General features: G+C 62.7%; 19 protein-coding genes. 11 read left to right on the top strand and 8 right to left on the bottom strand.

The genetic code is table 11. The features are described 5' to 3' along the window. Window positions 1–550 precede the first annotated feature (550 nt). Entirely contained in the window at window positions 551–2,902 is a 2,352-nt protein-coding gene (locus U5A67_RS15725; protein ID WP_321814989.1) for a hybrid sensor histidine kinase/response regulator, read from the top strand. A gap of 215 nt (window positions 2,903–3,117) precedes the next feature. After that, entirely contained in the window at window positions 3,118–3,918 is an 801-nt protein-coding gene (locus U5A67_RS15730) for a hypothetical protein (protein ID WP_321814988.1), read from the top strand. Between the two features lie 68 nt (window positions 3,919–3,986). Here the strand turns inward: U5A67_RS15730 and U5A67_RS15735 are convergent, their stop codons facing one another. The 3 genes from U5A67_RS15735 to arsC all read right to left on the bottom strand — a co-directional run bounded on the left by U5A67_RS15735 (window position 3,987) and on the right by arsC (window position 6,691). Beyond that, window positions 3,987–4,541 (bottom strand): NADPH-dependent FMN reductase, encoded by a 555-nt coding sequence (locus U5A67_RS15735; RefSeq protein WP_205984451.1) that lies wholly within the window; start codon window positions 4,539–4,541, stop codon window positions 3,987–3,989. 315 nt (window positions 4,542–4,856) lie between these two features. Further along, window positions 4,857–6,233 carry a gluconate:H+ symporter gene (locus U5A67_RS15740; protein ID WP_321814987.1) on the bottom strand — a complete coding sequence of 459 codons (1,377 nt, stop codon included), beginning with the start codon at window positions 6,231–6,233 and terminating at the stop codon, window positions 4,857–4,859. A 101-nt stretch (window positions 6,234–6,334) separates the two neighbouring features. Further along, window positions 6,335–6,691 carry an arsenate reductase (glutaredoxin) gene (gene arsC, locus U5A67_RS15745; protein WP_321814986.1) on the bottom strand — a complete coding sequence of 119 codons (357 nt, stop codon included), beginning with the start codon at window positions 6,689–6,691 and terminating at the stop codon, window positions 6,335–6,337. 732 nt (window positions 6,692–7,423) lie between these two features. On the opposite strand from arsC, the gene parA reads away from it, so the two are divergent. Then, complete coding sequence (gene parA, locus U5A67_RS15750; RefSeq protein ID WP_183728142.1) at window positions 7,424–8,086, top strand: ParA family partition ATPase; 663 nt, start codon at window positions 7,424–7,426, stop codon at window positions 8,084–8,086. Between the two features lie 24 nt (window positions 8,087–8,110). Further along, the gene (locus U5A67_RS15755) at window positions 8,111–9,172 is read left to right on the top strand and encodes a ParB/RepB/Spo0J family partition protein (RefSeq protein ID WP_205984454.1); all 1,062 of its coding nucleotides are present in this window, start codon (window positions 8,111–8,113) and stop codon (window positions 9,170–9,172) included. Between the two features lie 110 nt (window positions 9,173–9,282). Here U5A67_RS15755 and U5A67_RS15760 read toward each other — a convergent pair whose 3' ends face one another. Beyond that, the gene (locus U5A67_RS15760) at window positions 9,283–10,638 is read right to left on the bottom strand and encodes a replication initiation protein (RefSeq protein WP_205984455.1); all 1,356 of its coding nucleotides are present in this window, start codon (window positions 10,636–10,638) and stop codon (window positions 9,283–9,285) included. Window positions 10,639–10,928: 290 nt separating this feature from the next. Between U5A67_RS15760 and U5A67_RS15765 the strand changes: the two genes are divergently transcribed. Both U5A67_RS15765 and U5A67_RS15770 read left to right on the top strand, forming a co-directional pair. Beyond that, entirely contained in the window at window positions 10,929–11,333 is a 405-nt protein-coding gene (locus U5A67_RS15765; RefSeq protein WP_321814985.1) for a hypothetical protein, read from the top strand. A gap of 1,133 nt (window positions 11,334–12,466) precedes the next feature. After that, window positions 12,467–13,672: a DNA-binding protein gene (locus U5A67_RS15770; RefSeq protein WP_321814984.1), complete on the top strand. Its 1,206-nt coding sequence runs from the start codon at window positions 12,467–12,469 to the stop codon at window positions 13,670–13,672. A gap of 88 nt (window positions 13,673–13,760) precedes the next feature. Here the strand turns inward: U5A67_RS15770 and U5A67_RS15775 are convergent, their stop codons facing one another. From U5A67_RS15775 to U5A67_RS15785, 3 genes are all read right to left on the bottom strand, one after another. Further along, window positions 13,761–14,771 (bottom strand): tyrosine-type recombinase/integrase, encoded by a 1,011-nt coding sequence (locus tag U5A67_RS15775; RefSeq protein WP_321814983.1) that lies wholly within the window; start codon window positions 14,769–14,771, stop codon window positions 13,761–13,763. Window positions 14,772–14,853: 82 nt separating this feature from the next. Continuing rightward, a complete protein-coding gene (locus U5A67_RS15780) occupies window positions 14,854–15,258 on the bottom strand; it encodes a DUF2471 family protein (RefSeq protein ID WP_205984459.1) in 405 nt (134 codons plus the stop codon). Window positions 15,259–15,354: 96 nt separating this feature from the next. Next, window positions 15,355–16,113: a helix-turn-helix domain-containing protein gene (locus tag U5A67_RS15785; RefSeq protein WP_415767842.1), complete on the bottom strand. Its 759-nt coding sequence runs from the start codon at window positions 16,111–16,113 to the stop codon at window positions 15,355–15,357. A 124-nt stretch (window positions 16,114–16,237) separates the two neighbouring features. Here U5A67_RS15785 and U5A67_RS15790 point away from each other — a divergent pair, with 124 nt between their 5' ends. Both U5A67_RS15790 and tdh read left to right on the top strand, forming a co-directional pair. After that, window positions 16,238–17,437, top strand: coding sequence for a glycine C-acetyltransferase (locus tag U5A67_RS15790; RefSeq protein WP_321814982.1), 1,200 nt, complete (start codon window positions 16,238–16,240; stop codon window positions 17,435–17,437). A gap of 30 nt (window positions 17,438–17,467) precedes the next feature. Further along, the gene (gene tdh / locus U5A67_RS15795) at window positions 17,468–18,499 is read left to right on the top strand and encodes an L-threonine 3-dehydrogenase (RefSeq protein ID WP_205984461.1); all 1,032 of its coding nucleotides are present in this window, start codon (window positions 17,468–17,470) and stop codon (window positions 18,497–18,499) included. A gap of 13 nt (window positions 18,500–18,512) precedes the next feature. Here tdh and U5A67_RS15800 read toward each other — a convergent pair whose 3' ends face one another. Next, complete coding sequence (locus U5A67_RS15800) at window positions 18,513–19,178, bottom strand: YceI family protein (RefSeq protein ID WP_321814981.1); 666 nt, start codon at window positions 19,176–19,178, stop codon at window positions 18,513–18,515. A gap of 215 nt (window positions 19,179–19,393) precedes the next feature. Between U5A67_RS15800 and U5A67_RS15805 the strand changes: the two genes are divergently transcribed. From U5A67_RS15805 to U5A67_RS15815, 3 genes are all read left to right on the top strand, one after another. Continuing rightward, window positions 19,394–20,026 (top strand): TetR/AcrR family transcriptional regulator, encoded by a 633-nt coding sequence (locus U5A67_RS15805; protein ID WP_205984463.1) that lies wholly within the window; start codon window positions 19,394–19,396, stop codon window positions 20,024–20,026. A 107-nt stretch (window positions 20,027–20,133) separates the two neighbouring features. Beyond that, window positions 20,134–20,625, top strand: a complete 492-nt coding sequence (locus tag U5A67_RS15810) for a nuclear transport factor 2 family protein (protein ID WP_321814980.1) — start codon at window positions 20,134–20,136, stop codon at window positions 20,623–20,625. Between the two features lie 345 nt (window positions 20,626–20,970). After that, window positions 20,971–21,426, top strand: a complete 456-nt coding sequence (locus U5A67_RS15815) for a hypothetical protein (protein WP_321815206.1) — start codon at window positions 20,971–20,973, stop codon at window positions 21,424–21,426. The last annotated feature ends 24 nt before the right edge of the window (window positions 21,427–21,450 follow it).

Below are 21,450 nucleotides of genomic sequence, written 5' to 3' on the forward strand. Positions count from 1 at the left end.
TGTAACGCGGCACGGATGGCAGCAGCGGCGAACCTCGCCAGCCTGACAGTAGCAACCCCGTTTCTCACCGCGTCCTTTCGGCTTACGCATCGAAAACACCAAAACGGCGCGGTAAACAATTCACCCATTTTCGGGTGTCTTATTCATCGTGTCCGCGATTCTCGAAGCAAACGGAAACAAATGCAACTCGCCGATAAATGATCGACGAATGAAAATGACTTATTTTTCGCGATTTAGGGAAAATAATTGATCGATCCCTTAAATAAAGTCCGATGATTATCCTTTTGTGTACGTTTGCGCTCGATGGATTTTCGCGCAATCGCCTGTTCTGACAGAAAAATCGCCTTACTTTGCGAGCAAGGTGCAACCTGGGCGCAACGCGATTCGATTCGCATCGCTCATTGCTCAAATTACGCATGAATCGGGTGAATTTTTCTTCCAGCGGGCATTTATCGATGAGGCCCCGAACGCGGCGGCGCGAGCCGGGTCGTTTATCATGTCATCTGCGATCTCAAAAAGCTCCGCCGCCGCTTCCAGCCCTTTCCGTACGATGATTTCCGACCGGCCACCCGGGCCAGACGACCGTTCGCTGCTGCCGTCGCGCACCGACGAAGCGCCGTTTCCGGCGGCGCCCAGCCACGACTTCACGGTCCGCCGCCGCACCTTGATCGCGCTCCTGCTCGCCGCGATCGTGCTGCCCTGCGTCTACGTGGCCGCGATGGCCTACAGCGACCTGCGCACCCGCGAAGCCGACGCCACCGACACCACGCTGCGCACCGTGCGCGTGGCCGAGGAGCACGCGCTGAAAGTCTTCGACATGAACGACGCGCTCGACGCGCGCATCGTCGATGGCGTGGAGGAACTGGACGACGAGGGCATTCGCGCGAACGAAGCGCAGATCCACGAAAAACTCGACGCGATCGGCGGCGGTTATCCGCAAGTGGCCGCCGTGTCGATCTTTGGGCGCAACGGCAATCTGCTCGCGAGCAGCCGTTACTCGCCGCCGCCGCCCGTCTCGATCGCCACGCGCGACGATTTCGTCGGCATTCGCGCCGGACGCGTGGTCGATCACGTTTCGCGCGTGATGGTGGGGCAGGTGAGCGGCGAGACCGTATTCAACACCGGCATCGCGCGACGCGACGCGGCGGGGCAATTCGCCGGCCTCGTGTCGGTGGCGCTGCGTCCGCGCTACTTCAACAAGTTCTACAGCGAACTGCTCGGCGACGATTCGCCGATGGCGCTCGGGCTCGTGCGCAGCGATGGCGCGATCCTCGCGTTCGAGCCGCCGCCGCGCGCGACGCTGAACTCGCCGACAGCGGCTTCCGCGCCTGTAGCAGCATCCGGCGCGCGCCCGACGATTCCCGATACGGTCACGCCCGGCACGCCGTTCGCCGCCGCGCTCGCGCTCGGCAAGGACTCGGGCGTCGTGCGCATGCATTCGCAACTGCTCGGCGGCAATGCCATCGTGGCGTTCCGGCGCGTGGGCGCGTATCCCGTTTATGTGACCTGCGCGTATCGCTCGGCGGCGGTCTGGGCCGGGTGGTATCGGCATCTGAGCGTGTTGCTGATTTCGATGTTCACGCCGTCGATTGCGCTGTGGTGCGTGATCTGGCTGTCGCTGCGCCGCCTCGCCGCCGAAGAGGAAGCCTGGGAGCGCTGGCAGGCCGAAGCGTCGATGCGTCGCTCGATCGAATCGGCTTACCGGCAGTCGCGCAAGATGGAAGCGCTCGGCAACCTGGTCGGCAGCGTCGCGCACGATTTCAACAATCTGCTGATGATCGTGTCGGCCAATGTGCAGATCGCGCGCCGGCGCGGCGCGGCGGGTCTGGAGCGCGAATTGTCGGCGGTCGAGCGCGCGCTCAAAAGTGGGCAATCACTGACGCGCCAGTTGCTGGGCGTCGCGCGCAAGCAGCCGCTGCGCAACGAGACGATTCACGTGGGCCGCTGGCTGCCCGCCAGCCGCGAATTGCTGCGCGCGTCGCTGGGCGCGAAGGTTTCGCTCGTCGTCGATGTCGATGAGGACGTGTGGCCGGTGCTGGTCGACGTCGCCGAATTCGAACTCGCGCTGATCAATCTCGCCGTCAACGCGCGCGACGCGATGCCCAACGGCGGGCGCTTCACCGTGCACGCGCGCAATATGGCGTTCCGGCCGGGCGAGGGCTTTCCGCTCGACGGCGACTTCGTGCATGTGTCGCTCGAAGATACCGGCGTGGGCATGTCGCACGATGTGCTTGCGCGCGCCTTCGAACCGCTCTATACGACCAAGCCAAAGGGCATGGGCACGGGTCTCGGTCTGCCGCAGGTGTTCGCGTTCTGCGAGCGTTCGGGCGGCCTTGCCGCCATCGACAGCGCGATTGGCGCGGGCACTTCGGTTCACTTGTATCTGCCGCGCGCCGCAGCCGCGCCCGCGGTCAAGCGCGAGCCCGAAGTGCGCGAGGACAGCGCGAATCCGCCACAAGGCCTGCGCGTGCTGCTCGTCGAAGACAACGACGAAGTCGCAGCAGGCACCGAGGCGCTTTTGCAGATGATGGGCCATCACGTCACCTGCGCGGTCGACGCGGCCAGCGCGCTCACGCTCGTCGATGCGGCGCGCGCTGCCCGCGCGTCCCATGCGGACAATCTCGAAGAAAACGACGCGCCGCGTTTCGATCTGGTGTTATCGGATATTCACATGCCGGGCGAAATGAACGGCATCGATCTCGCCGAAGCCTTGCAGTCGCGCGAGCCGACGCTGCCCGTGATTCTCGTGACCGGCTACGCGGAAGAACTCGAACGCGCGCGTCATGTGGATGTGCGCGTGCTGTCCAAGCCATTCGATATCGCATTGCTCGAGAAGATGCTCGAAGCGATCCAGCGCGAGCGCCAGACGCGCGCGCGGCGGGAGCGGGATGCGACGCTCTGAATCGACACGCTGAATCGACGCTCTGAATCGAAATAGCGCGCGGATCGTGCGGCTGGCTTCTATAGTCTGAATTGCGGATCATCCGTGGCATGCGGCTTGCGACATCGCCCGGATGTGCAAACGATCCCGCCGGCGCGCCTGCCTGCACGTGCTGCACGCAACGCGTGCGCGAGCCGGACTTGCCACCATCGCCCAGTGACGACGAGGAGTGAGCCATGAGACAAACCGTGACCGGTCTGTTCAAGACCTACGATGCCGCGCAGCATGCGCAGGAAGCGCTGCTCCAGCGCGGATTTCCGGCAAGCGATATCGAGTTGCCCGTGCACGAGGCCGGCGTGCTGGCTGGCATCGAGCGGCTGGTGTCGAGCTTCTTCTCCACAACCGGCGACGTGCGCGCCAACGCCGGCGCCGTGCCCGAACCCGCGCCGCACGCGCCAGCGCCGGCGGCAACGGCCACGCCGGACGGCAACGTGCTGCTCGGCGTGCGCGTGAGCGACGAAGCGCACGCCGATCTCGCACGCGAAACGCTGCGCGACGAACAGGCGCTCGAAGTGGCGATTCGCGGCGGAAACTGGACGTGGGCATCGGCGGATGCCGATCCGGTCATGCGCGAGCATTCGGCGCTCGATGAACTCGGGCTCGCCGGTATCGCCGACGCCATGCGTCGACGCGCAACGCCCGCTGAAGCCACCGAGCCGATTCCGCCCACCGCAGCGAGCCCCGAGCACATGGCCGCAGACGCGCGCACGGTGAACGATGCCGAAGCCACGGTTCTCACCGCAGCAAGCGCACCCGGTGCGGGCGCGGTGATGGGCACGTCGGCGGCCGCGCACAATCCGCATGAAACGCGCGCGCGCGTCGATGTGCCTGGCGCGCCGCAGGCCACCCAGACATCGGCCGCCGCCGCGCCGCGTATCCCCGACGAATTCATCGAATACGAAGAGGATTCGCACGATCACCGCGCGTCAGATGCGCCCGATCAGCCGGTGAAGGGTATCGGTCCTACGCTGCATTAAGCAGGGGATTGAGACGGCGATGGCGCAGGCTCGTGCGCCATCGCGTTCTTCGACTCTGGAAAAAACGCTCAGCGTCCAAGCTGACGCTTCACCCACTCCACGTAGCGATCGACGAAGGTCTGCAGAAACTTGCGCGTATCGTCGTTCACGATCTCGCCTTTCTCGTTGATGCGGCTGACGTCGTGCTTGACGAACATCTCGGGCTGACCGAGCGTCGCGACATCGAGATACGCCAGCACGTTGCGCAGGTGCGCCTGCGAGAGGGCAGTGCCGATCGCGCCCGGCGAGGTGCCGAGCACCGCACCCGGTTTGCCGCTCCACGAATTTTTGCCCCACGGCCGCGATCCCCAGTCGATCGCGTTCTTCAACACGCCCGGAATCGAGCGGTTGTATTCGGGCGTCACGAAGAGCAGCGCATCGGCGGCTTCGATTTTCTGCTTGAACTGACGCGCGACTTCGGGGAAATCGGCGTCGTAATCCTGGCTGTAAAGCGGCAATCCACCGATGTCGAGAAACTCGAATGAAAAGTCGGCGGGTGCCAGCGTCGTCACGGCATGCGCGAGCTGACGGTTGAATGATTCCTTGCGCAGACTGCCGACCACGACCGCGATTTGATAGGCCATCTCAGTGTCCTCCTCGGAGTTCTCGAGAGCGCGCGCGAAGCGCATTGCAGAGAACCCACATCATAGGCGCGTGCGGCGTGGCGGGTATGTCAGGGTGTCCGGCGCTGGAATGCGGAGAAGAGGGGATGTGGACAAGTGCGAAGGCGGCGGATTTATCCACAGATTTTGTCGATAACCTTGTGCACAACTTTGCGCAAAGGCCGGTGCCATCGGCAATGTGTCGGGTTCCGGTCGGCGGAGTAGGGCGCCTGAGTTTTGAGCACATCTGTCGCAGCGCGCCGGAATGCGCTGCGACAGACGCGGTAGGGCGGGGCGCTAGCTGAGCAGGCTCCAGAGCAGCAGCGTGAGCACCAGACCGACGACCGAAACGATGGTCTGCAAAATCGACCAGACGAAGACCGTCTGTTTCAGCTTCAGGCCAAAGTACTCGCGCACCATCCAGAAGCCCGCATCGTTGACGTGGCAGAAGAACACCGAGCCCGCGCCGATGGCGAGCGCCATCAGCGAATTGTGCGTGGCGCTCAGGCCGGTGACGACCGGCGCGACGATGCCAGCGGTGGCGGTGGTGGCGACCGTGGCGGAACCCGTCGCCTGACGCAGCGCGACGGCAATCAGCCACGCAAGCAGCAGCAGCGGCAGATGCGCACCGACGGCGATCTTGCTGATCGTCGTGCTGATGCCGGCGAGCACCAGCGTCTGCTTGAGACCGCCGCCCGCGCCGATGGTCAGCAGCAGACCCGCGATCGGCGGCAGGCTCTTGCGCAGGATATTGCCGACACGTTCACGCGCCATGCCGCGCGACCAGCCAAGCGCAACGATCGCAAACAGAACGGTGAGCCCGAGCGCGATCAAAGGCTCACCTAAGAAGTTGAGCACGGTGAAGCTGAGCGTATCGGGCTGCAGCGCGAGTTTCGCGACCGTGCGGCAAAGCATCAGTACGGCGGGCAGAAGAATGGTCAGCAGCGCAACGCCGAAGCTCGGCGCCGCCAGTTGCGGATCATGACTCGTAAACAATTTGCCGAGATCTTCGGGTTCCGCCACCTGCATGCGACGCGAAAGCCACGATCCATAGAGCGGGCCCGCGAGGATCACCGCTGGAATCGCCACGATGATGCCGAAGCCAAGCGTAATGCCCAGATCCGCATGCAAGGCGCTGACGGCAATCAGCGGGCCCGGGTGCGGCGGCAGCAGCGCATGCAGCGTGGTCATGCCCGCGAGCGCCGGAATGGCGATGCGCAGGATCGGCTGCTGGGAACGGCGCGCCATGACGAAAATGATCGGCACCATCATCACGAGGCCGACTTCGAAAAAGAGCGGCAAGCCGATGATGACCGCGACGAGCGACATCATCCACGGCAGCGTGCGAGGCGTCGAATGATCGAGCAAGGTGGACACGAGGCGGTCGGCCGCGCCCGATTCCGCCATCAGCGCACCCAGCATGGCGCCGAGCGCGATGATGATGCCGACATCGCCGAGCAGCGCACCCGCGCCTTTGCTGAATGCACTCGCGACGCCTTCGAGCGGCACGCCAGCGGCGAAGCCCGCCGCGAACGTGCCGACGAGGATCGAGAGGAACGGCGCGAGCTTGAGCGCGCTAATCAGGATGACGATCAGCACAAGGCCGAGCGCACAGGAGAGGATCAGGCGTGTGTCGTGGAACGACCACGCGGGTAAGTTAGCAAGGGACTCCACGGGATTCTCGATGATCGGTGTCACTGCGGTTGGGAAGAGGCCGTGTCGGGTGTGAAGCGGCCTTCGGGGTGTTCGTGAGGCTTGGCGACTGCGCGCCCAGGTCAGGCAAACAAGGCGGCGACGTTTTCCGGCGGACGGCCAATCGCGGCACGGCCATTACGCACGACGATCGGACGTTGCAGCAGGATCGGGTGCTGGGCGATGGCTGCGTAGCGCTGGTCGTCGGTGACGCTGTCCGCGCCCAGGCCGAGTTCTTCATATGCCGTTTCGTTCGTGCGCATCATGTCGCGCAGATCGCCACCGAGGAGCGCGTGGAGCGCCTTCAGTTGATCGACCGTGAGCGGCGTCTTCAGGTACTCGATGATTTCGACGGGCTCGCCAGCGGCGTGGGTGCCGGCGACCAGTTCGCAGGTCGCACGCGATTTCGAGCAACGGGGGTTGTGGTAGATCGTGATCATGGTTGGGTAGCAGGAAAGCGCAGGAGGGTGAGGTGGGGCGACACGTATTGCGGACTGGCCCGCGTTTGACTTTGGCTCACGGCCTGTCTCCATGTGTGGTCGTTTGAGTCGGCACTGATTTTACCGGCGGGTCGAGATGAGAGCACGCCATGCCGCGAAGACCATACGGGTAGGGCGCTTTATGCGCATAAAGAATCGCACTGGCGACATCGGCAAGAGGGGAGTGGAAGTGCGGGCGATTCGTCGAACGCATCACATCGCCGCACGGCTTTATGCGCATAAAGCCGTGCTGGTCTATCGCCTCAGAGTGCATGCGCGGTTGATGCCATCAAAGGCACGCCGGAATCCGGGCAAATAGCGCGCGGACTTTATGCGCATAAACCTTCGGAACCACGCGAGCGGAAAGCATCGGCGGCGGTCGACATCGGTCATGAAAAACGTGACTACGCTCGACAGCCTCCAAGAGCATCGCCACCGCCATCGGCTTTATGCGCATAAAGCCTGACTGCGTGACGCAATCCGCCGTGAGGCGCAGTCGCTCCATTCGCGACGTACGACGACGCTCGCACCGCACATCGACGCGCACTCGCCGCGGCCTTCGACCTTTATGCGCATAAACCTCAGCCGAACGGCCAACGTTGCAGCTTCATACGACGAAAAACAAGTTCCTGCCGTTGAATCACAACTTAATCCAGGTAAAATCCAAAACAATTAGCAAAAGGAGAAAATCAATTGGCAGCAGAGATAATCGCAGTCACGCAGCAGAAGGGCGGGGTCGGCAAGAGCACGATCGCGATGCATCTCGGCGCAGCATTTCATGAACGGGGAAAGCGTGTACTCGTGGTCGATGCCGACGGCCAGAACACGTTGGTTCACTGGGCAAGCGCTTCCGCTGACGGCGACGTCGGCATTCCTTTCCCGGTGGTCAATCTCTCCGAAGCCGGTGGCCAGATCCACCGCGAGATCAAGAAGTTCATTGGCGACTACGACATCATCGTTGTCGATTGCCCGCCGTCGATCACCGAGAAAGTGTCGGGCGTGGTGCTGCTCGCGGCATCGATTGCCGTCATCCCCACATCGTCATCGCCAGCTGATTACTGGTCGAGCGTCGGCCTCGTGAAGCTGGTGCAGCAAGCGCAGGTCATGAACGAAGATCTCAAGGCCGTGTTCCTGCTGAACAAGACCGAAGAGAAACGCATGCTCACGCGTGAACTCAAGCGTGCGCTGGAAGAACTCGGTTTTCCTTTGCTCAAGACGCAGATCCCCACCCGCGAAGCGTACAAGCAGGCCATGGCCCTCGGCCAGACGGTCCTGCAGATGAACGATCGCGGTGCGCGGCTCGCCGCGGTCGAAGTTCGCGCCTGCGCGGACGAGATCGCGGAGATGCTCTCCTGACTTTATGCGCATAAAGGAACCTGAATGAAGTCCTCACAATTTGCCAAGGGTTTCCAGGCCCGGCCTGATACGACGAGCAGCGAGAAGCGCACCGCGCTTGACCGGCTCAACGCCATCGATGGCCTCGTCCAGGACAAGCCCAAGACGCGCGAAGTCGTCGGTCGTGCCAGCCAGCCGGAACCGGCCGTGGAAGCCCAGGAAGAAGTGCTCGCCACCGGCGAGCACGAGTCGGCCGAATACCGTGCGTGGCGCGTCGACCAGGGTTACCGCCCCGGCCAGATCATCGAACTGCCGCTGAAGGCAATCAAGCCGAGCCCGTTCAATCCGCGCCACTTCTATCTGAAGACGTCGATTGCCGAACTGGCGGTCAATCTTGCGAAGCAGGGGCAGCAGCAGGCGATCCACGTGATCCCCGATTACGCCGCTCCGGGCAGCTACTTCGTGAGCGACGGCGGGCGACGCGTGCGTGCGCTCAAGGAAGCCAACAAGGAAGTCGTCAAGGCGATCGTCGTCGATCTGCCGATCGGGCTGGAGAGCTACAAGCTCGGCTACGACCTCAACGTGCAGCGCGATTCGCAGACGGTGTTCGACAACGCCGTCGTCTGGAAGCGTTTTATCGACGACAAGCATTTCCAGAGCCAGCGCGAACTGGCTGATCATCTCGGCCTCGACGAATCGACCGTGGCGGTTGCGCTGTCGATCGGCAAACTGCCTGAAGCGGTGATGCACGAAATGGTCGCGCGCCCAGACCGCTTCGGTTCGAACATGGCGTACCAGGTTGGCCGCTATCACGGCGCGCGCGGCACGGACGCCACGCTGCGGCTGATCAACCGGATTCTCGCCGACGACCTCAGCACGCGTCAGGTCGCCGATATCGTCAAGGGTCGTGCGACGCCTCAGGAGAGCCCCAAGCCTGCCGGTCGCCAGCGTTACGCGCAGCGTATGGAGATCAAGCTCGACGGCGTGGCCGTGGGCGATCTGAAGTCGTATGGCGATGACCGGCTGGAACTGCGTCTGAAGGGTCTGACGAAGGACCGGCGCGATGCCATCCTTCACCAGATCGAAGAGATGCTCAAGACGAAGTAAACCGGGTCGGCAAAGAAAAAGCGGTCTTCACGTGGATGCGTGAAGACCGCTTTTTTATTGAGTCGAAGAGCGAATGCGCGGCGGCTGGGCAGGCCGCGACGGCCACACCGTCAGGCTGCGCGCGACTGGCTCAGCGTGAAAGCGAGCAGATCGCCGTCGGTCGGTTCGCCCCAGGTTTTGCGGGCCAGCCAGTCGAAGAAAGCCGTCTCGCCGAGTTTCGAGTCGAGACCGCGACGGCGCCAGTCGTCACGCAGATGCGAACCGAGGCCCGGCAGTTCGTCGTTCTCGAACGACGTGCGCGCGATCTCGCGCTCGAGATCGCCCTGTTCGTCGTAGAGCGAACGCGCTTCCTTGCGACGGTACGCGGCGTACTCGTCCATCAGACGCGCCTTGGGATCGTCCGCGGTCACGGCGCCGGCGATCGCACGGCCCGCCGCGGCCACACCCGCCGCATCTTCGACCGGCGGCGCGTAGCCCTTCTTCAAGGCGTCCTTGAACAGCGCCGCGGCGCTGCGCACCGGTGGCAGGCTGGTGCTGCGCATACGCTGCTCGGTGAGCTGCAGCGCAGCGCGGATGCGATTCTCCTCGCTATCGGCGTAGAGCGACTGCGCTTCCTTGAGCGGAATGCCGATCTTCACCATCCGGTCGACCAGCGTGCTGTCGAACACGTTCGGGTGTTCGTCGAGCGCCAGCATCGGCTGTTTGCGCTCGGTGACGCGAAACTGGATCTCGGCCACGCGGCGACCTTCGCGATGCTCGATGAGCTCGACGAAAATGTTGGTGACCGCGTTCACTTCAGCGATGGCCGGGCGCAGATAGTCGCGCTTGAAATACTTGTATTCGCGCTTGGCTTCGTCGCCGGCTTCGGTGTCCGGCGTGCCGGAGAGAATCGGCCGCCACCATTCCCACGTCTCGCGCATCGTCAGATGACTCGGGTTCGTGAGATAGCGGACACAGATTTCGTAGAGCGCGAGGCCAGCGCTGCTGCGCAGCTGGCTCTGGAACTGCAGGCTCAGACGGGCATACTGGACCGGGTCCAGCAGCTTCTTTTTGATCTTGGGCGCAAACGAAAATTCGACCCAGACGCGGCGCGTGGTGGGGTCTTCGAGAATTTCGGCATCCGCGATCAGCGTGGAGATACCCCACTTGCGGCCCGGCTTCTGGCTCGAGGTGCCCTGGCTCCACTCGACCTGCACCGACACCATGCGGCGCAGATGCTCCTTCACGAGCGCGGTGTCGTTCGAATCGAAGGCGGAGTTCGCCACGATGTCGGAGAGCAGCGCACGATAGGTGTCGCCAGCCTCGTCGGCCTGCTGCGCGACGGCGAGCAGGACGTTGAAGAGCTTGCGGGTGAGCAGCGTGATCTTGCCGCTTTTCGGCTGAATGGCGATCGCCTCAACGGCCTTACGCAGTTCAGCCGAGCTGGGGCTCACCACATCGGTTTTTTTTACGCGCTTCGTGGCCATGCGTCGGGTCAAGGTGAGATTTCGCGAAAGGATACCGTCTGTGGTGAAACGCGTCTATAGGGTGAGTCTCACCATTGCCGGTGATGCGGCTCCGCGCACGACGACTCACCACGAAGCCATCCCGGAAAGGCTCACCTTTGCGAAATCCGCCTGGCAGCGGGCCTTCCGGCCAGTATTGGGTTGCGGCACATGACGTTGAAGTGGCTTGATTCCAGATGGTGTCCTTCGCCTCCCGATAAAGCTCACCTTAAATTTTCCTGGCGTCGATGCAACGGTCGAGCATGGTGCGCATGGTCAACGACGAGGCGCCTGATGGCGGAATTAACCTCATCCTGGGCGTCCTGGCGCGTCGAGAAGCGCGCGAATTGGCTCGATCGGCCCGCCTGGGGCGCAATGGGAGCACGTTGAGCCGCGTTTCGCCTCCCAGCACTCCCGAAAATGCTCACCTTTTAGGTTCTCCCGATCTCATCGGCACGGGCTTCCAGGTCCCGTCAGGTGGATTAATGGAGAGAAAATGGTCCCCGGAAAAGCTCACCTTTCAGCATTTGCGGCACGTATTCGAAAGTCCTGCTTCTGCTCCTGAAAATGCTCACCTTTTGGACGCAGCCAGGAAAAAGCTAATGAATTCTGAGGGTTATCCACAAGCCCAGTCAGCGCATCTGCAGCTCACGATCTCCCGTGAAAGCTCACCTTGAAGCCTCCTATCCGCGTAAACGCGCCCAAAAAAGCCACCGAATTGGGTCCCGAAAATACTCACCATTTGCGATCTGGTCGGCAGGAGAGAAAAAACGACAGCCGTTATTTTTCAAGCTTTTGCCGTTAGTGAACACCAACTAGCCCCTGAAAAGCCTCACCTTTGGGCAAAAAACGGCGGTGATCGGCTCCCGAAAAGCCTCACTTTGCGCTTTTCTTCACCCGTAAACGATCAATTCAGTCCTGCTGGCCCGATCTCCCGTAATGCCTCACCTCAAGGCCCGAATCGCAAAACCGGGCGTCGGCAAAGTCATCGCACACCAGCTTGAGCTGCCACTCTTGCGCTCCCGTAAAAGCTCACTTGACGCCCCCAAACCGCTGAATTCGGTCAAAATCGACCCCTGGCTCCCGAAAAGCATCACCTTCGAACGGCGTTTTTTCCCGATCTCTCTCACCGAAGCGTTTTTAGCGTCCCGATTGGCGTCAAAAAGCGTGCGGATCAGGGGCCCTGAATCCGCTCACCGTTGCATTTCGCGTAACAGCGCACTGGCTATCGGCGTATACGGGGTTCAAGCCGTTCGGCCTCCCGTAATCGCTCACCCTTGCATTACAGTCAAGAATAGGGCTGTCCCCGAACCCGCTCACTTTCCTTCCCGCAGGCTCTCACCGGCTTCCCCGAAGCCAATCACCCGAGCATCCTGCATCGCCTCACCAAGTATCCCGTAAAGCTTCACCCAATCCCGCTGTAAACGCCACCAGGTAAGGCTTTGCCGTGGCGTTAACGTTTTTAACGGGTATCAATGGTGTTTACTTTTATTACTCTCTAGCCTTTCTACCCCGCGAGCCTCCTGAGATATCCACATCCTCTCCCCTTGGAACCGCTCGTGACAACGCCAATACTTCCGTGGAACATTGTCTATAAAGTGATCGCCAGTAGAAAGCCATACGTTTACAATGGCTTATGAAACAAACCTCACTTTGTTTCACGAAAAATCGGCATCAGACGTGACAAAAGACGTGATTCACAGCGGTAAACACACTGGAATCGAAGACGTCACGACACTCGCTCGGGAAATCGTATCGAACAATACGTAATTTGTTATTATTCGATCCACACCCTCTTGCCGAGATGACCATGATCCGAGACGAAGAACGTCTGGCCCTTCGCGAAGAACTCGAAACCTTGCGCAAAGACGGCGCACGACGGCAGGAGCTATCGCTTCATGCCTGCAAACGGTTGTTCTTCGACTTCGGCATTCGACCCTCAATGGCGACGGTCCGGGATCTGACCCAGACCGGCAGCGCCAGCGACATTCCTAAAGACATCGACCTGTTCTGGCAGCGCATTCGCGCCGCCTCGAAAGTGCGCGTCGGTAGTGGCGCAATTCCGCCTGCGCTGGAAGAACGCGCCGGCGAACTGCTGGGCGCACTGTTCGAGGAAGCCCGCGTGCTGGCGCGGCAAACGCTCGAATCCGAGCGGGAAGCCATCGAAACCGACCGCCAGGGTGCCGAACAGGCGATGCGCGACGCTGAAGCACGACGGCTCGCCGCCGATGAAATGCTCCAGCGCAGCGAGACCCGCACGGAAACCGCCTGGGCGCGCGTGCGTGAACTCGAGAATCAGCTGGCCGCGTCGTCGGCGCGTGGCGCATCGCATCAGGACAGTCTTCTGGCCACCGTGCGGCGACTGGAAGCCGAAAACGAAGCGCTGCAAAAACGCATCGACACCGAACAGACCACCAACGCGGGCTTGCGCGATCGTATCGATGGTCTGCATGAAGACATGCGCCGCAGCACCGAGCACTACGCCCAGCAGATCAAGGATGCGCTGGCCGAAGCCGAGCGGCGCGTGAAGCCGATGCTGGTGGAGCTCGATTCGCTGCGCACGATGTCGTCGACGTGGCAGGCCGCGCAGCGCGACGCGAGCCGGAAGGAATTCGATTTCATCCAGCAACTGGCGAGCGCCAAGGCGCGTGCCGATCGGCTCGACGCGGTGTTGCGCGAGCGTTCCGACGAAGTGGACAGCCTGACGAGTCAGGTAACGGCGCTGCGTTCGCAGCAGGGAATCGACGGTTCGGTGGCCGGCGTGCTGTGTACGCTCGCGCAATCAGGCCGGCTCACGGAGCCGGAACTGGCGCAACTGGGCACGCTGGTCGATGGTCATGTGGGCTTGCCTCAGCAATGCCCGAATTGCGAGGAAGGCGAGCCGGAACTGTCGCAGGTCGATGGACGCTTCGAGCTGTCGTGTCCCGAGTGCGAGTACACGTCGGGAACGGGGACGTCGCGATTGGAGGCCGTCGCGCGATTTGCCGCAGGCAGAAAGACGTCCGCCGTGCGTTGAGGTGAGTGTTTACGGGAATAAAAAAGCCTCATCGACGTGAGGCTTTGCGGGAGCGGATAGGTGTCGGATGCCCACTGGGCTTCGACGCTTACGGCGTGTCTTCGGTATCGGCGACACGAAGCAAGGCTTCGCGATCAGCCCACACGCGCCAGGAGCGGTGCAGCCGGCCTGCCGAAATCGGCTGCAGAAAGCCGAGCCATTGGCCGACCTGATCGGCGTCCACGCCCCGCTCGAACAGATCTGCCGCGAAACTGTTGCGCAGCGTTTGCGGACTCGCGCGCTCTGCGCGTGTCTGCGCAACGCCAGCGGCTTCCATCAATCCATCGATTGCACGCAGCACGGTGGCCTTGTGCATCGGCCGGCCGTTGGGCGAGCCCGGAAACACGAGTTGCCCGGGCAGGCCCGCCAGACGCCGCGCTTCGAGCCAGGCGCCCATGACGTCGACGGCGAACGGCGCGAGCTTCGTGCTGTGCGTGAAGGCCGGGTTATCGGCTTCGATCGTGATCCATTCCGAAGCGATCGCGGTGGCGTCGAGCTGCAACGCGATGGCATCCCCCGTTTTTAGCCCGCCGCCCAGGAATACCGCGACGAGCGCGCGATCGCGCCGCTCGCGCCAGCGTTTGGCCGCCGATTGCTCGGTGAGCGGCGCAAACAGTTGCGCGATGACGGCCGCGCGTTCCGTGGCCGTAAGAAAGCCGGTGGGTTCGTTTTCACGCGCATTGCGCCACGCGGCCTCGCCGTCCTGGGCGATAAAGCGCGCAGGATTCGTGGACGCAAGCTCGATCTGCCGCACGTGATCGAGCACACGTTCGATCAGGCGCAGATAACGCAGCCGCTGCGGCTTTTTCACATCGAGCCCGGCGACGAATTCGGAGATCGTGCCCGTATCCACGGAAACAATGGTCTTGCGCTTGAGCGCGAGCCATTCGAGAAAGCGCCCCCACTGCACGCGATAGATATCCGCCGACGAACGGCGCAGATCCTGCGCGGCCAGCCAGGCGTCAAAGGCAGCGGATGGATCTTGTTGCCAGTCCTTGCGTTGCTGGTCAAAGAGATCGCGGGAAGCTTGGGACGAGTGGGACAAATCGGAGGCGGTCATCACTGTCCTTCCGTTAGTTGCGTTGCAGACAGGGATTTTAGCGAAGGGCACTGGGCATCGTGAATCAGAATGGCCGCGAACATCAACCGCCCCACGCGCGCGAGCGTTTGGCGGCCGCAAGTCTACGGGCCTGACGTTGCGCCTCTTCGGCGCTGCGCGCGGCGAGTTCGTATGCGCTCACGGCGAAGGCGAAGACGGCGGGCAGTGCATTGGACTGGCCGAAATCGACGGTTTCGTCGGTTTCAGGATAGGCGAGATCGCCCGGACGCTGGAACAGGCCGAGCATGAGCGCGTCGTGCCGGCTGGCGAAACCGAGGTCGGCGAGCGCTTCCGCCTCGATTGCGTGCAGCAGACGCCAGGTCAGCGGAACCTGCTGGGCGATATAGCGATGTGCGATGTTGCGCACGATCTGCTCGAGATCGCGCGCGGCCGCCTGGAAGCGCAAGGCGGCCAGATCCTGCTCGTTCGGGATGCGCGAAGTGTGCATGGGCGGCTCCGTTCGTTCTTTTTACTGTATGAATATACAGTAGTCAGAGCGATTGTGCAGCCTCGATGCGGAAGCTGGCCTTTCGGCCAGGCGAAATCAGCCGTGGATCACCACCAGCAGGGCGCGCGCTTCGCCTTTGCCCAGATTGCGGATGGCGTGCGGCTGGTCGGCGATATAACGCGCGGTGTCGGCGGCTTTCAGGCGTTCGACACTACCGGCGGCTTCCACTTCGATGGCGCCTTGCAGCACGGTGAGGTGCTCGCGCGTGCCGGGTTCGTGTGCATTCGACACCAGCGCGCCGCCGGGCTTGAGCGTCAGTTCGTACCACTCGAAATGGCCGGCCAGCTCGATCGGCCCCCACACGCGCAACTGATAACCAGCGTCATGGCCGAGCAAGGTGGGAATGTCGTGCGGTCCGGCCACGGCGATCGCATCGGGCGCCTTGGGCGCGGCGAACAGTGAATCGAGCTTCACGCCCAGCGCGTTGGTGAGCCGCCAGGCCACGGCGATGGTCGGATTGGCCTTGTCGCGCTCGATTTCCGAGAGCATCGATTTCGATACGCCGGCCGCACGCGACAGCTCGTCGAGCGTCATCCTGCGTTCGCTGCGCAGGCGCTGGATCTGCTCGCCTACGCGCGGCGGCGCAGCAGGTGTAGGCTTGGCCGGGAGATCGGGCGGATCGGCCTTCGGACTGGTCGCAGGTCTGGCTGCGGCGGCGCGGGATTTGCGCGCGGCAGCAGGCTTCGCCGCGGCAGGCGTGATGGACGTGATGGGCGTGGCCGGGGCGTCAGCCTGATCGTCCGCCGTCTTTTTTGCCTGTGCAGGCGCGCGCGTGCCTGAGCCGGTGCTTGCCATTGCGTGCCTCATCGATTAGAGTTTGTTCGATATACCGAACTTGAGTTCGAAAAAACGAATAAATTCGCTCAAAGCTGACGGCGACTATAACAGCCGCGGCTTGCCCTGTCAGGAGCACGACGTCATGAGCCTTTCCTACCTCGACCACCTGCGCGCCACGCTCGACCAGATTCGCGCCGATGGCTTCTATAAAAGCGAGCGCGTGATCGCCACGCCGCAGTCCTCGGCCATCGGTCTTGCCGACGGCAGCGACGTGCTGAACTTCTGCGCCAACAACTATCTGGGTCTCGCGAACGACGCGCGCCTCGTGGCCGCCGCGAAGGACGGGCTCGAGCGCGATGGCTTCGGCATGGCGTCGGTGCGCTTCATCTGCGGCACGCAGACGGTGCACAAGCAACTCGAAAGCGCGCTCGCCGCGTTCCTCGGCACCGAAGACAGCATCCTCTATTCGAGCTGCTTCGACGCCAACGGCGGCCTGTTCGAAACGCTGCTCGGCGACGAAGACGCGATCATCAGCGACGAACTCAATCACGCGAGCATCATCGACGGCGTGCGTCTTTCGAAGGCGCGGCGCTATCGCTACAAGAACAACGATCTCGCCGATCTCGAGGCGAAACTGAGCGAGGCCGATGCGGGCGGTGCGCGCTTCAAGCTGATCGCCACCGACGGCGTGTTCTCGATGGACGGCATCATCGCGGACCTCAAGGGCATCTGCGATCTGGCCGATCGCTACAACGCGCTCGTGATGGTGGACGACTCGCACGCGGTGGGCTTTATCGGCGCGAATGGGCGCGGCACGCCCGAGCATTGCGGCGTCGCGCAGCGCGTGGACATCATCACCGGCACGCTCGGCAAGGCGCTGGGCGGCGCGTCGGGCGGCTATGTCGCGGCGAAGAAGGAAGTGATCGAATTGCTGCGCCAGCGCTCGCGCCCGTACCTGTTCTCGAACACGCTCGCGCCCAGCATCGCGGCCGCGTCGCTGGCGGTGCTGGAACTGATCGCAAGCAGCGAAGGTGCGAGCCTGCGCGAACGCGTGCAGGCCAACGGCGCGCATTTCCGCCGCGAAATGAGTGCGCTCGGCTTTACGCTCGTGCCGGGCGAACACCCGATCATTCCGGTGATGCTCGGCGACGCGCAGGTCGCCTCGAAGATGGCCGATGCGCTGCTGCACGAAGGCGTCTATGTGATCGGCTTCTCGTATCCCGTGGTGCCGAAGGGCCGCGCGCGTATCCGCACGCAGATGAGCGCGGCGCACACGCCCGCGCAGATCGATCGCGCGGTGGCGGCATTCGCACGCGTCGGCAAGCAGCTCGGCGTGATCTGAGTGGCGATTTAGACAGGATAGCGAACTAATATGAAAGCACTCGCCAAACTCGAACGCGGTCCCGGCCTCACATTGACCGACGTGCCGAAGCCCGAAGTCGGTCATAACGATGTGATGATCAAGATCCACCGCACGGCCATCTGCGGCACGGACATCCACATCTGGAAATGGGACGACTGGGCCCAGAAGACCATTCCCGTGCCGATGCACGTGGGCCATGAATACGTGGGCGAAATCGTCGAAATGGGCCAGGAAGTCCGTGGCTTTGCGATTGGCGACCGGGTGTCGGGCGAAGGCCATATCACCTGCGGCTTCTGTCGTAATTGTCGTGCGGGGCGCCGTCATCTGTGCCGCAACACCACGGGTGTGGGCGTGAACCGCGAAGGCGCGTTTGCCGAATACCTCGTGATTCCGGCCTTTAACGCGTTCAAGATTCCGCCTGAAATCTCCGACGATCTCGCGGCGATCTTCGATCCGTTCGGCAACGCCACGCATACGGCGCTGTCGTTCAACCTCGTTGGCGAAGACGTGCTGATTACGGGCGCGGGGCCGATCGGCATCATGGCCGTGGCGATCGCGAAGCATGTGGGCGCGCGCAACGTGGTCATCACCGACGTCAACGATTACCGGCTCGAACTCGCGCGCAAGATGGGCGCGACGCGTGCCGTGAATGTCGCCCGCGAGTCGCTGCGTGACGTCATGAGCGAGTTGCACATGACCGAAGGCTTCGACGTGGGCCTTGAAATGTCGGGCGTGCCGAGTGCGTTCACGGCCATGCTCGAAGCGATGAATCATGGCGGCAAGGTCGCGCTGCTGGGCATTCCGCCGGCGCAGACCGCCATCGACTGGAATCAGGTGATCTTCAAAGGCCTTGAAATCAAGGGCATTTACGGCCGCGAGATGTTCGAGACCTGGTACAAGATGGTCGCGATGCTGCAAAGCGGGCTCGATCTCTCGCCGATCATCACTCACCGTTTTAGCGTCGACGATTACGAAAAAGGCTTCGCTGCGATGCTTTCGGGCGAGAGCGGCAAGGTGATTCTCGACTGGACCGGCGCCTGAGGCCGGCTGCGTTTTATTCGGCCGCCGCCGCACCTGCTGGCGGCTGCTGCTCGAATTCCGCCTCGATGCGCACATCGATCGCATCGCCCACGGCCGGATACCACGTCGTCAAGCCGAACGCCGAACGGTTGAACGTGCCATGCGCCGAAAAGCCCAGCGTCGGCTGCTTCGTGAGCGGATTCGGCGCATAGCCGTTGAAGGTCACGTCCAGCGTGACCGGCTGCGTCGCGCCGCGTATCGTCAGATTGCCCGTCAATTTCCCCGTCAGCTTGCCGTTCACTTCGCCCGTGCGTTCGAAGCGCGTGCTGACGAAGCGAATCTGCGCGTTACGCTCCGTATCGAGCATCTTCGGGCCTTTTACCATGCTGTCCAGCGCGCTCACGTTGGTGTTGAGGCTGGCGGCATCGATATCGACCTGCACGGTTGCGTCTTCGAGCGCGTGCGTGCGCCAGTCGAGTTGCGCAGTCGCGCGGTCGAAGCGCATCACGAAACGCATGTAATGCAGATGATCGACATCGAACACGACGCTCCAGTGATGGGGATCGAGCGTGTAGTGGCCGGCGGGCACGGCCGCTTCGGTGGGGTTGACGCTGTGCGTCACCACGCGCAGCGGAGTGCAACCGGATAGTCCCGTGAAGCCTGCGCAAAGCAAGGCAATGAAGGCGCGGCGTCGATTCATGGTGTCTCCCTGGTGAAGGCGCAAGTCTGCACAAATCCAGAACGATCCAGGCTGCGCCTTTCTTCCATTTTCTGCTGTATCCGCATCATTGCAGCAAAAAACGTGCGCCGCGTTTGAGGAACGCGTGCGGAAATTCCGACTTGACGCGGGAGAATGATCGTTCTACATTGCGACTCATGGAGAACGATCGTTCCACCTTTAGAGTCGATGAAGTCATGAGCAAGCCCCCCCATTCCGCAGACCTGTCCGATGAAACCGCTGTGCCCGACGCGCGCGAGCGCCTGCTCGAAGCCGCCGAGGCGTTGATCTACGCGGGCGGCATTCATGCGACGGGCGTCGATGCCATCGTCCGCGCGGCAGGGGCGGCGCGCAAAAGCTTCTATACGTATTTCGAATCGAAGGATGCGCTGGTGGCCGCGGCGCTCACGCGGCGCGACGAGCGCTGGATGCGCTGGTTTATCGACGGCACGCTCAAACGCGGGCGCACGCCGCGCACGCGGCTGCTGGCGATGTTCGATGTGTTGCGCGAATGGTTCGCCTCGGAGCGCTTTCACGGCTGCGCGTTTCTCAACGCTGCGGGTGAAACCGCTTCGCCGGATGACCCGGTGCGCGAAGTCGCGCGCATGCATAAGGCGCGTCTGTTGGCCTTCGTCACGGAGCAATGCGATGCGTGGGCCAACGTCAGCGGCGTGGAGCGTCGGGTGGCGACACGGCTCGCGCGCCAATGGCTGATTCTGATCGATGGCGCTATCGGCGTGGCGCTCGTGAGCGGCGACGCCGACGCGGCGCTGGACGCGCGCGCGGCCGCTCAATTGTTGCTCGATGCGCTGAAGCCTGACGCGCGCTGACGCATCGCGCGCAAACCGTTGCTATCTGCATCGTCCCGTTTTGCTTTGTCCAACTCAGGCGCGCCGTGCTGGCGGGCCTGGCTGCCGCTAGAGAAAGGAGCCCGACCATGACCGATTCGAATCCGACTACCGCCGAAGTCCGTCCGCCGCTACCGCCGTTTACGCGCGAAACCGCGATCCAGAAAGTGCGCGGCGCCGAGGATGGCTGGAATTCCCGTGATCCGCAGCGCGTATCGCTCGCCTACACGCCGCAAAGCGTCTGGCGCAACCGCGCGGAGTTCGTGACGGGCCGCGAAGCCATCGTCGGCTTTCTCACGCGCAAGTGGGCGCGCGAACTCGATTACCGGCTCATCAAGGAGCTGTGGGCCTATACGGACAATCGCATCGCGGTGCGCTTCGCCTATGAGTGGCACGACGATTCAGGCAACTGGTTCCGCTCGTACGGTAACGAGAACTGGGAGTTCGACGAGAACGGACTGATGGCGCATCGCCACGCCTGCATCAACGATCTGCCGATCCGCGAGGCCGATCGTCTTTATCACTGGCCGCTCGGCCGCCGTCCCGACGATCATCCGGGCCTGAGTGCGCTCGGGCTGTAATCGTCGCGTTCATCGTCCCCTGCATCTCCCTATCGCCGCGGCATTCATCGCCGCGACGCACTGTGCTGGCATGATGGTTCGCGCCTGAAGTGACGGTGGCTATTTAATCGACGACAGCAGGCGCGCCCGCCGATATCCGAGCAAAGCCTCGGTACGCGCGCGCTCGCGCTTGCTGTACAGTCTGCAGTCACCGGAAGGCCGAACAACAGCAAACCATAATCAGACCCAGCAGACGCCCCGAAACGATTCGGCGAGCGCGAGGACGGAGAGCCCATGCGGTTTTGGCAAGTGCGCGGTGGCAGGACAGGGAGAAAGACGATCACGAGGGCAGCGCTCCTGCTGCTGATGCTCGGCGCGGCAAGCGGCGCGCGTGCGGCCAACTGGTGCGGCGCGGGCCTGTGGGTCGACGCGATGGTCGGCTCGTATCACATTCATCCCGACAAGGACTTCGAGCAATTCAATCCCGGCCTCGGCATCGAATGCTGGCCAAGCGACCAATGGGGCGTCACGGTAGGCGGCTTCCGCAACTCGCTGCGCCGGCCCTCCTATTACGGCGGCGGCGTGTGGGCGCCGGAATTCCTCCATTGGGGCTACGTGCGCCTCGCCGCCATGGGCGGCATCATCTCCGGCTACAACTACGGCAACTGGGGCCTTGGTCGCAATCACACGATAGGACCGGTGGCCGCGCCGATTGTGATGGTCGCGTATAAGCGCGTGGGCGTGAACTTCATCGTCATCCCGCCGATTCCTTCTGACGATTTGCCATTCACGGTTGGCTTTCAATTGCGCGTGAAGTTTTGAGCGTTTTTAGAAAAAAACGGGGCG

Source organism: Paraburkholderia sp. J69-1 (assembly GCF_905220255.1).
Classification (GTDB): Bacteria; Pseudomonadota; Gammaproteobacteria; order Burkholderiales; family Burkholderiaceae; genus Paraburkholderia.

Excerpts from the sequence above, each read along its gene's own strand:
- U5A67_RS15725 (WP_321814989.1), top strand. The coding sequence starts at position 551 with ATGATTTCCGACCGGCCACCCGGGCCAGACGACCGTTCGCTGCTGCCG.
- U5A67_RS15730 (WP_321814988.1), top strand. The coding sequence starts at position 3,118 with ATGAGACAAACCGTGACCGGTCTGTTCAAGACCTACGATGCCGCGCAG.
- U5A67_RS15735 (WP_205984451.1), bottom strand. The coding sequence starts at position 4,541 with ATGGCCTATCAAATCGCGGTCGTGGTCGGCAGTCTGCGCAAGGAATCA.
- arsC (WP_321814986.1), bottom strand. The coding sequence starts at position 6,691 with ATGATCACGATCTACCACAACCCCCGTTGCTCGAAATCGCGTGCGACC.
- U5A67_RS15755 (WP_205984454.1), top strand. The coding sequence starts at position 8,111 with ATGAAGTCCTCACAATTTGCCAAGGGTTTCCAGGCCCGGCCTGATACG.
- U5A67_RS15760 (WP_205984455.1), bottom strand. The coding sequence starts at position 10,638 with ATGGCCACGAAGCGCGTAAAAAAAACCGATGTGGTGAGCCCCAGCTCG.
- U5A67_RS15765 (WP_321814985.1), top strand. The coding sequence starts at position 10,929 with ATGGTCAACGACGAGGCGCCTGATGGCGGAATTAACCTCATCCTGGGC.
- U5A67_RS15770 (WP_321814984.1), top strand. The coding sequence starts at position 12,467 with ATGATCCGAGACGAAGAACGTCTGGCCCTTCGCGAAGAACTCGAAACC.
- U5A67_RS15775 (WP_321814983.1), bottom strand. The coding sequence starts at position 14,771 with ATGACCGCCTCCGATTTGTCCCACTCGTCCCAAGCTTCCCGCGATCTC.
- U5A67_RS15780 (WP_205984459.1), bottom strand. The coding sequence starts at position 15,258 with ATGCACACTTCGCGCATCCCGAACGAGCAGGATCTGGCCGCCTTGCGC.
- U5A67_RS15785 (WP_415767842.1), bottom strand. The coding sequence starts at position 16,113 with ATGGCAAGCACCGGCTCAGGCACGCGCGCGCCTGCACAGGCAAAAAAG.
- U5A67_RS15790 (WP_321814982.1), top strand. The coding sequence starts at position 16,238 with ATGAGCCTTTCCTACCTCGACCACCTGCGCGCCACGCTCGACCAGATT.
- tdh (WP_205984461.1), top strand. The coding sequence starts at position 17,468 with ATGAAAGCACTCGCCAAACTCGAACGCGGTCCCGGCCTCACATTGACC.
- U5A67_RS15800 (WP_321814981.1), bottom strand. The coding sequence starts at position 19,178 with ATGAATCGACGCCGCGCCTTCATTGCCTTGCTTTGCGCAGGCTTCACG.
- U5A67_RS15805 (WP_205984463.1), top strand. The coding sequence starts at position 19,394 with ATGAGCAAGCCCCCCCATTCCGCAGACCTGTCCGATGAAACCGCTGTG.
- U5A67_RS15810 (WP_321814980.1), top strand. The coding sequence starts at position 20,134 with ATGACCGATTCGAATCCGACTACCGCCGAAGTCCGTCCGCCGCTACCG.
- U5A67_RS15815 (WP_321815206.1), top strand. The coding sequence starts at position 20,971 with ATGCTCGGCGCGGCAAGCGGCGCGCGTGCGGCCAACTGGTGCGGCGCG.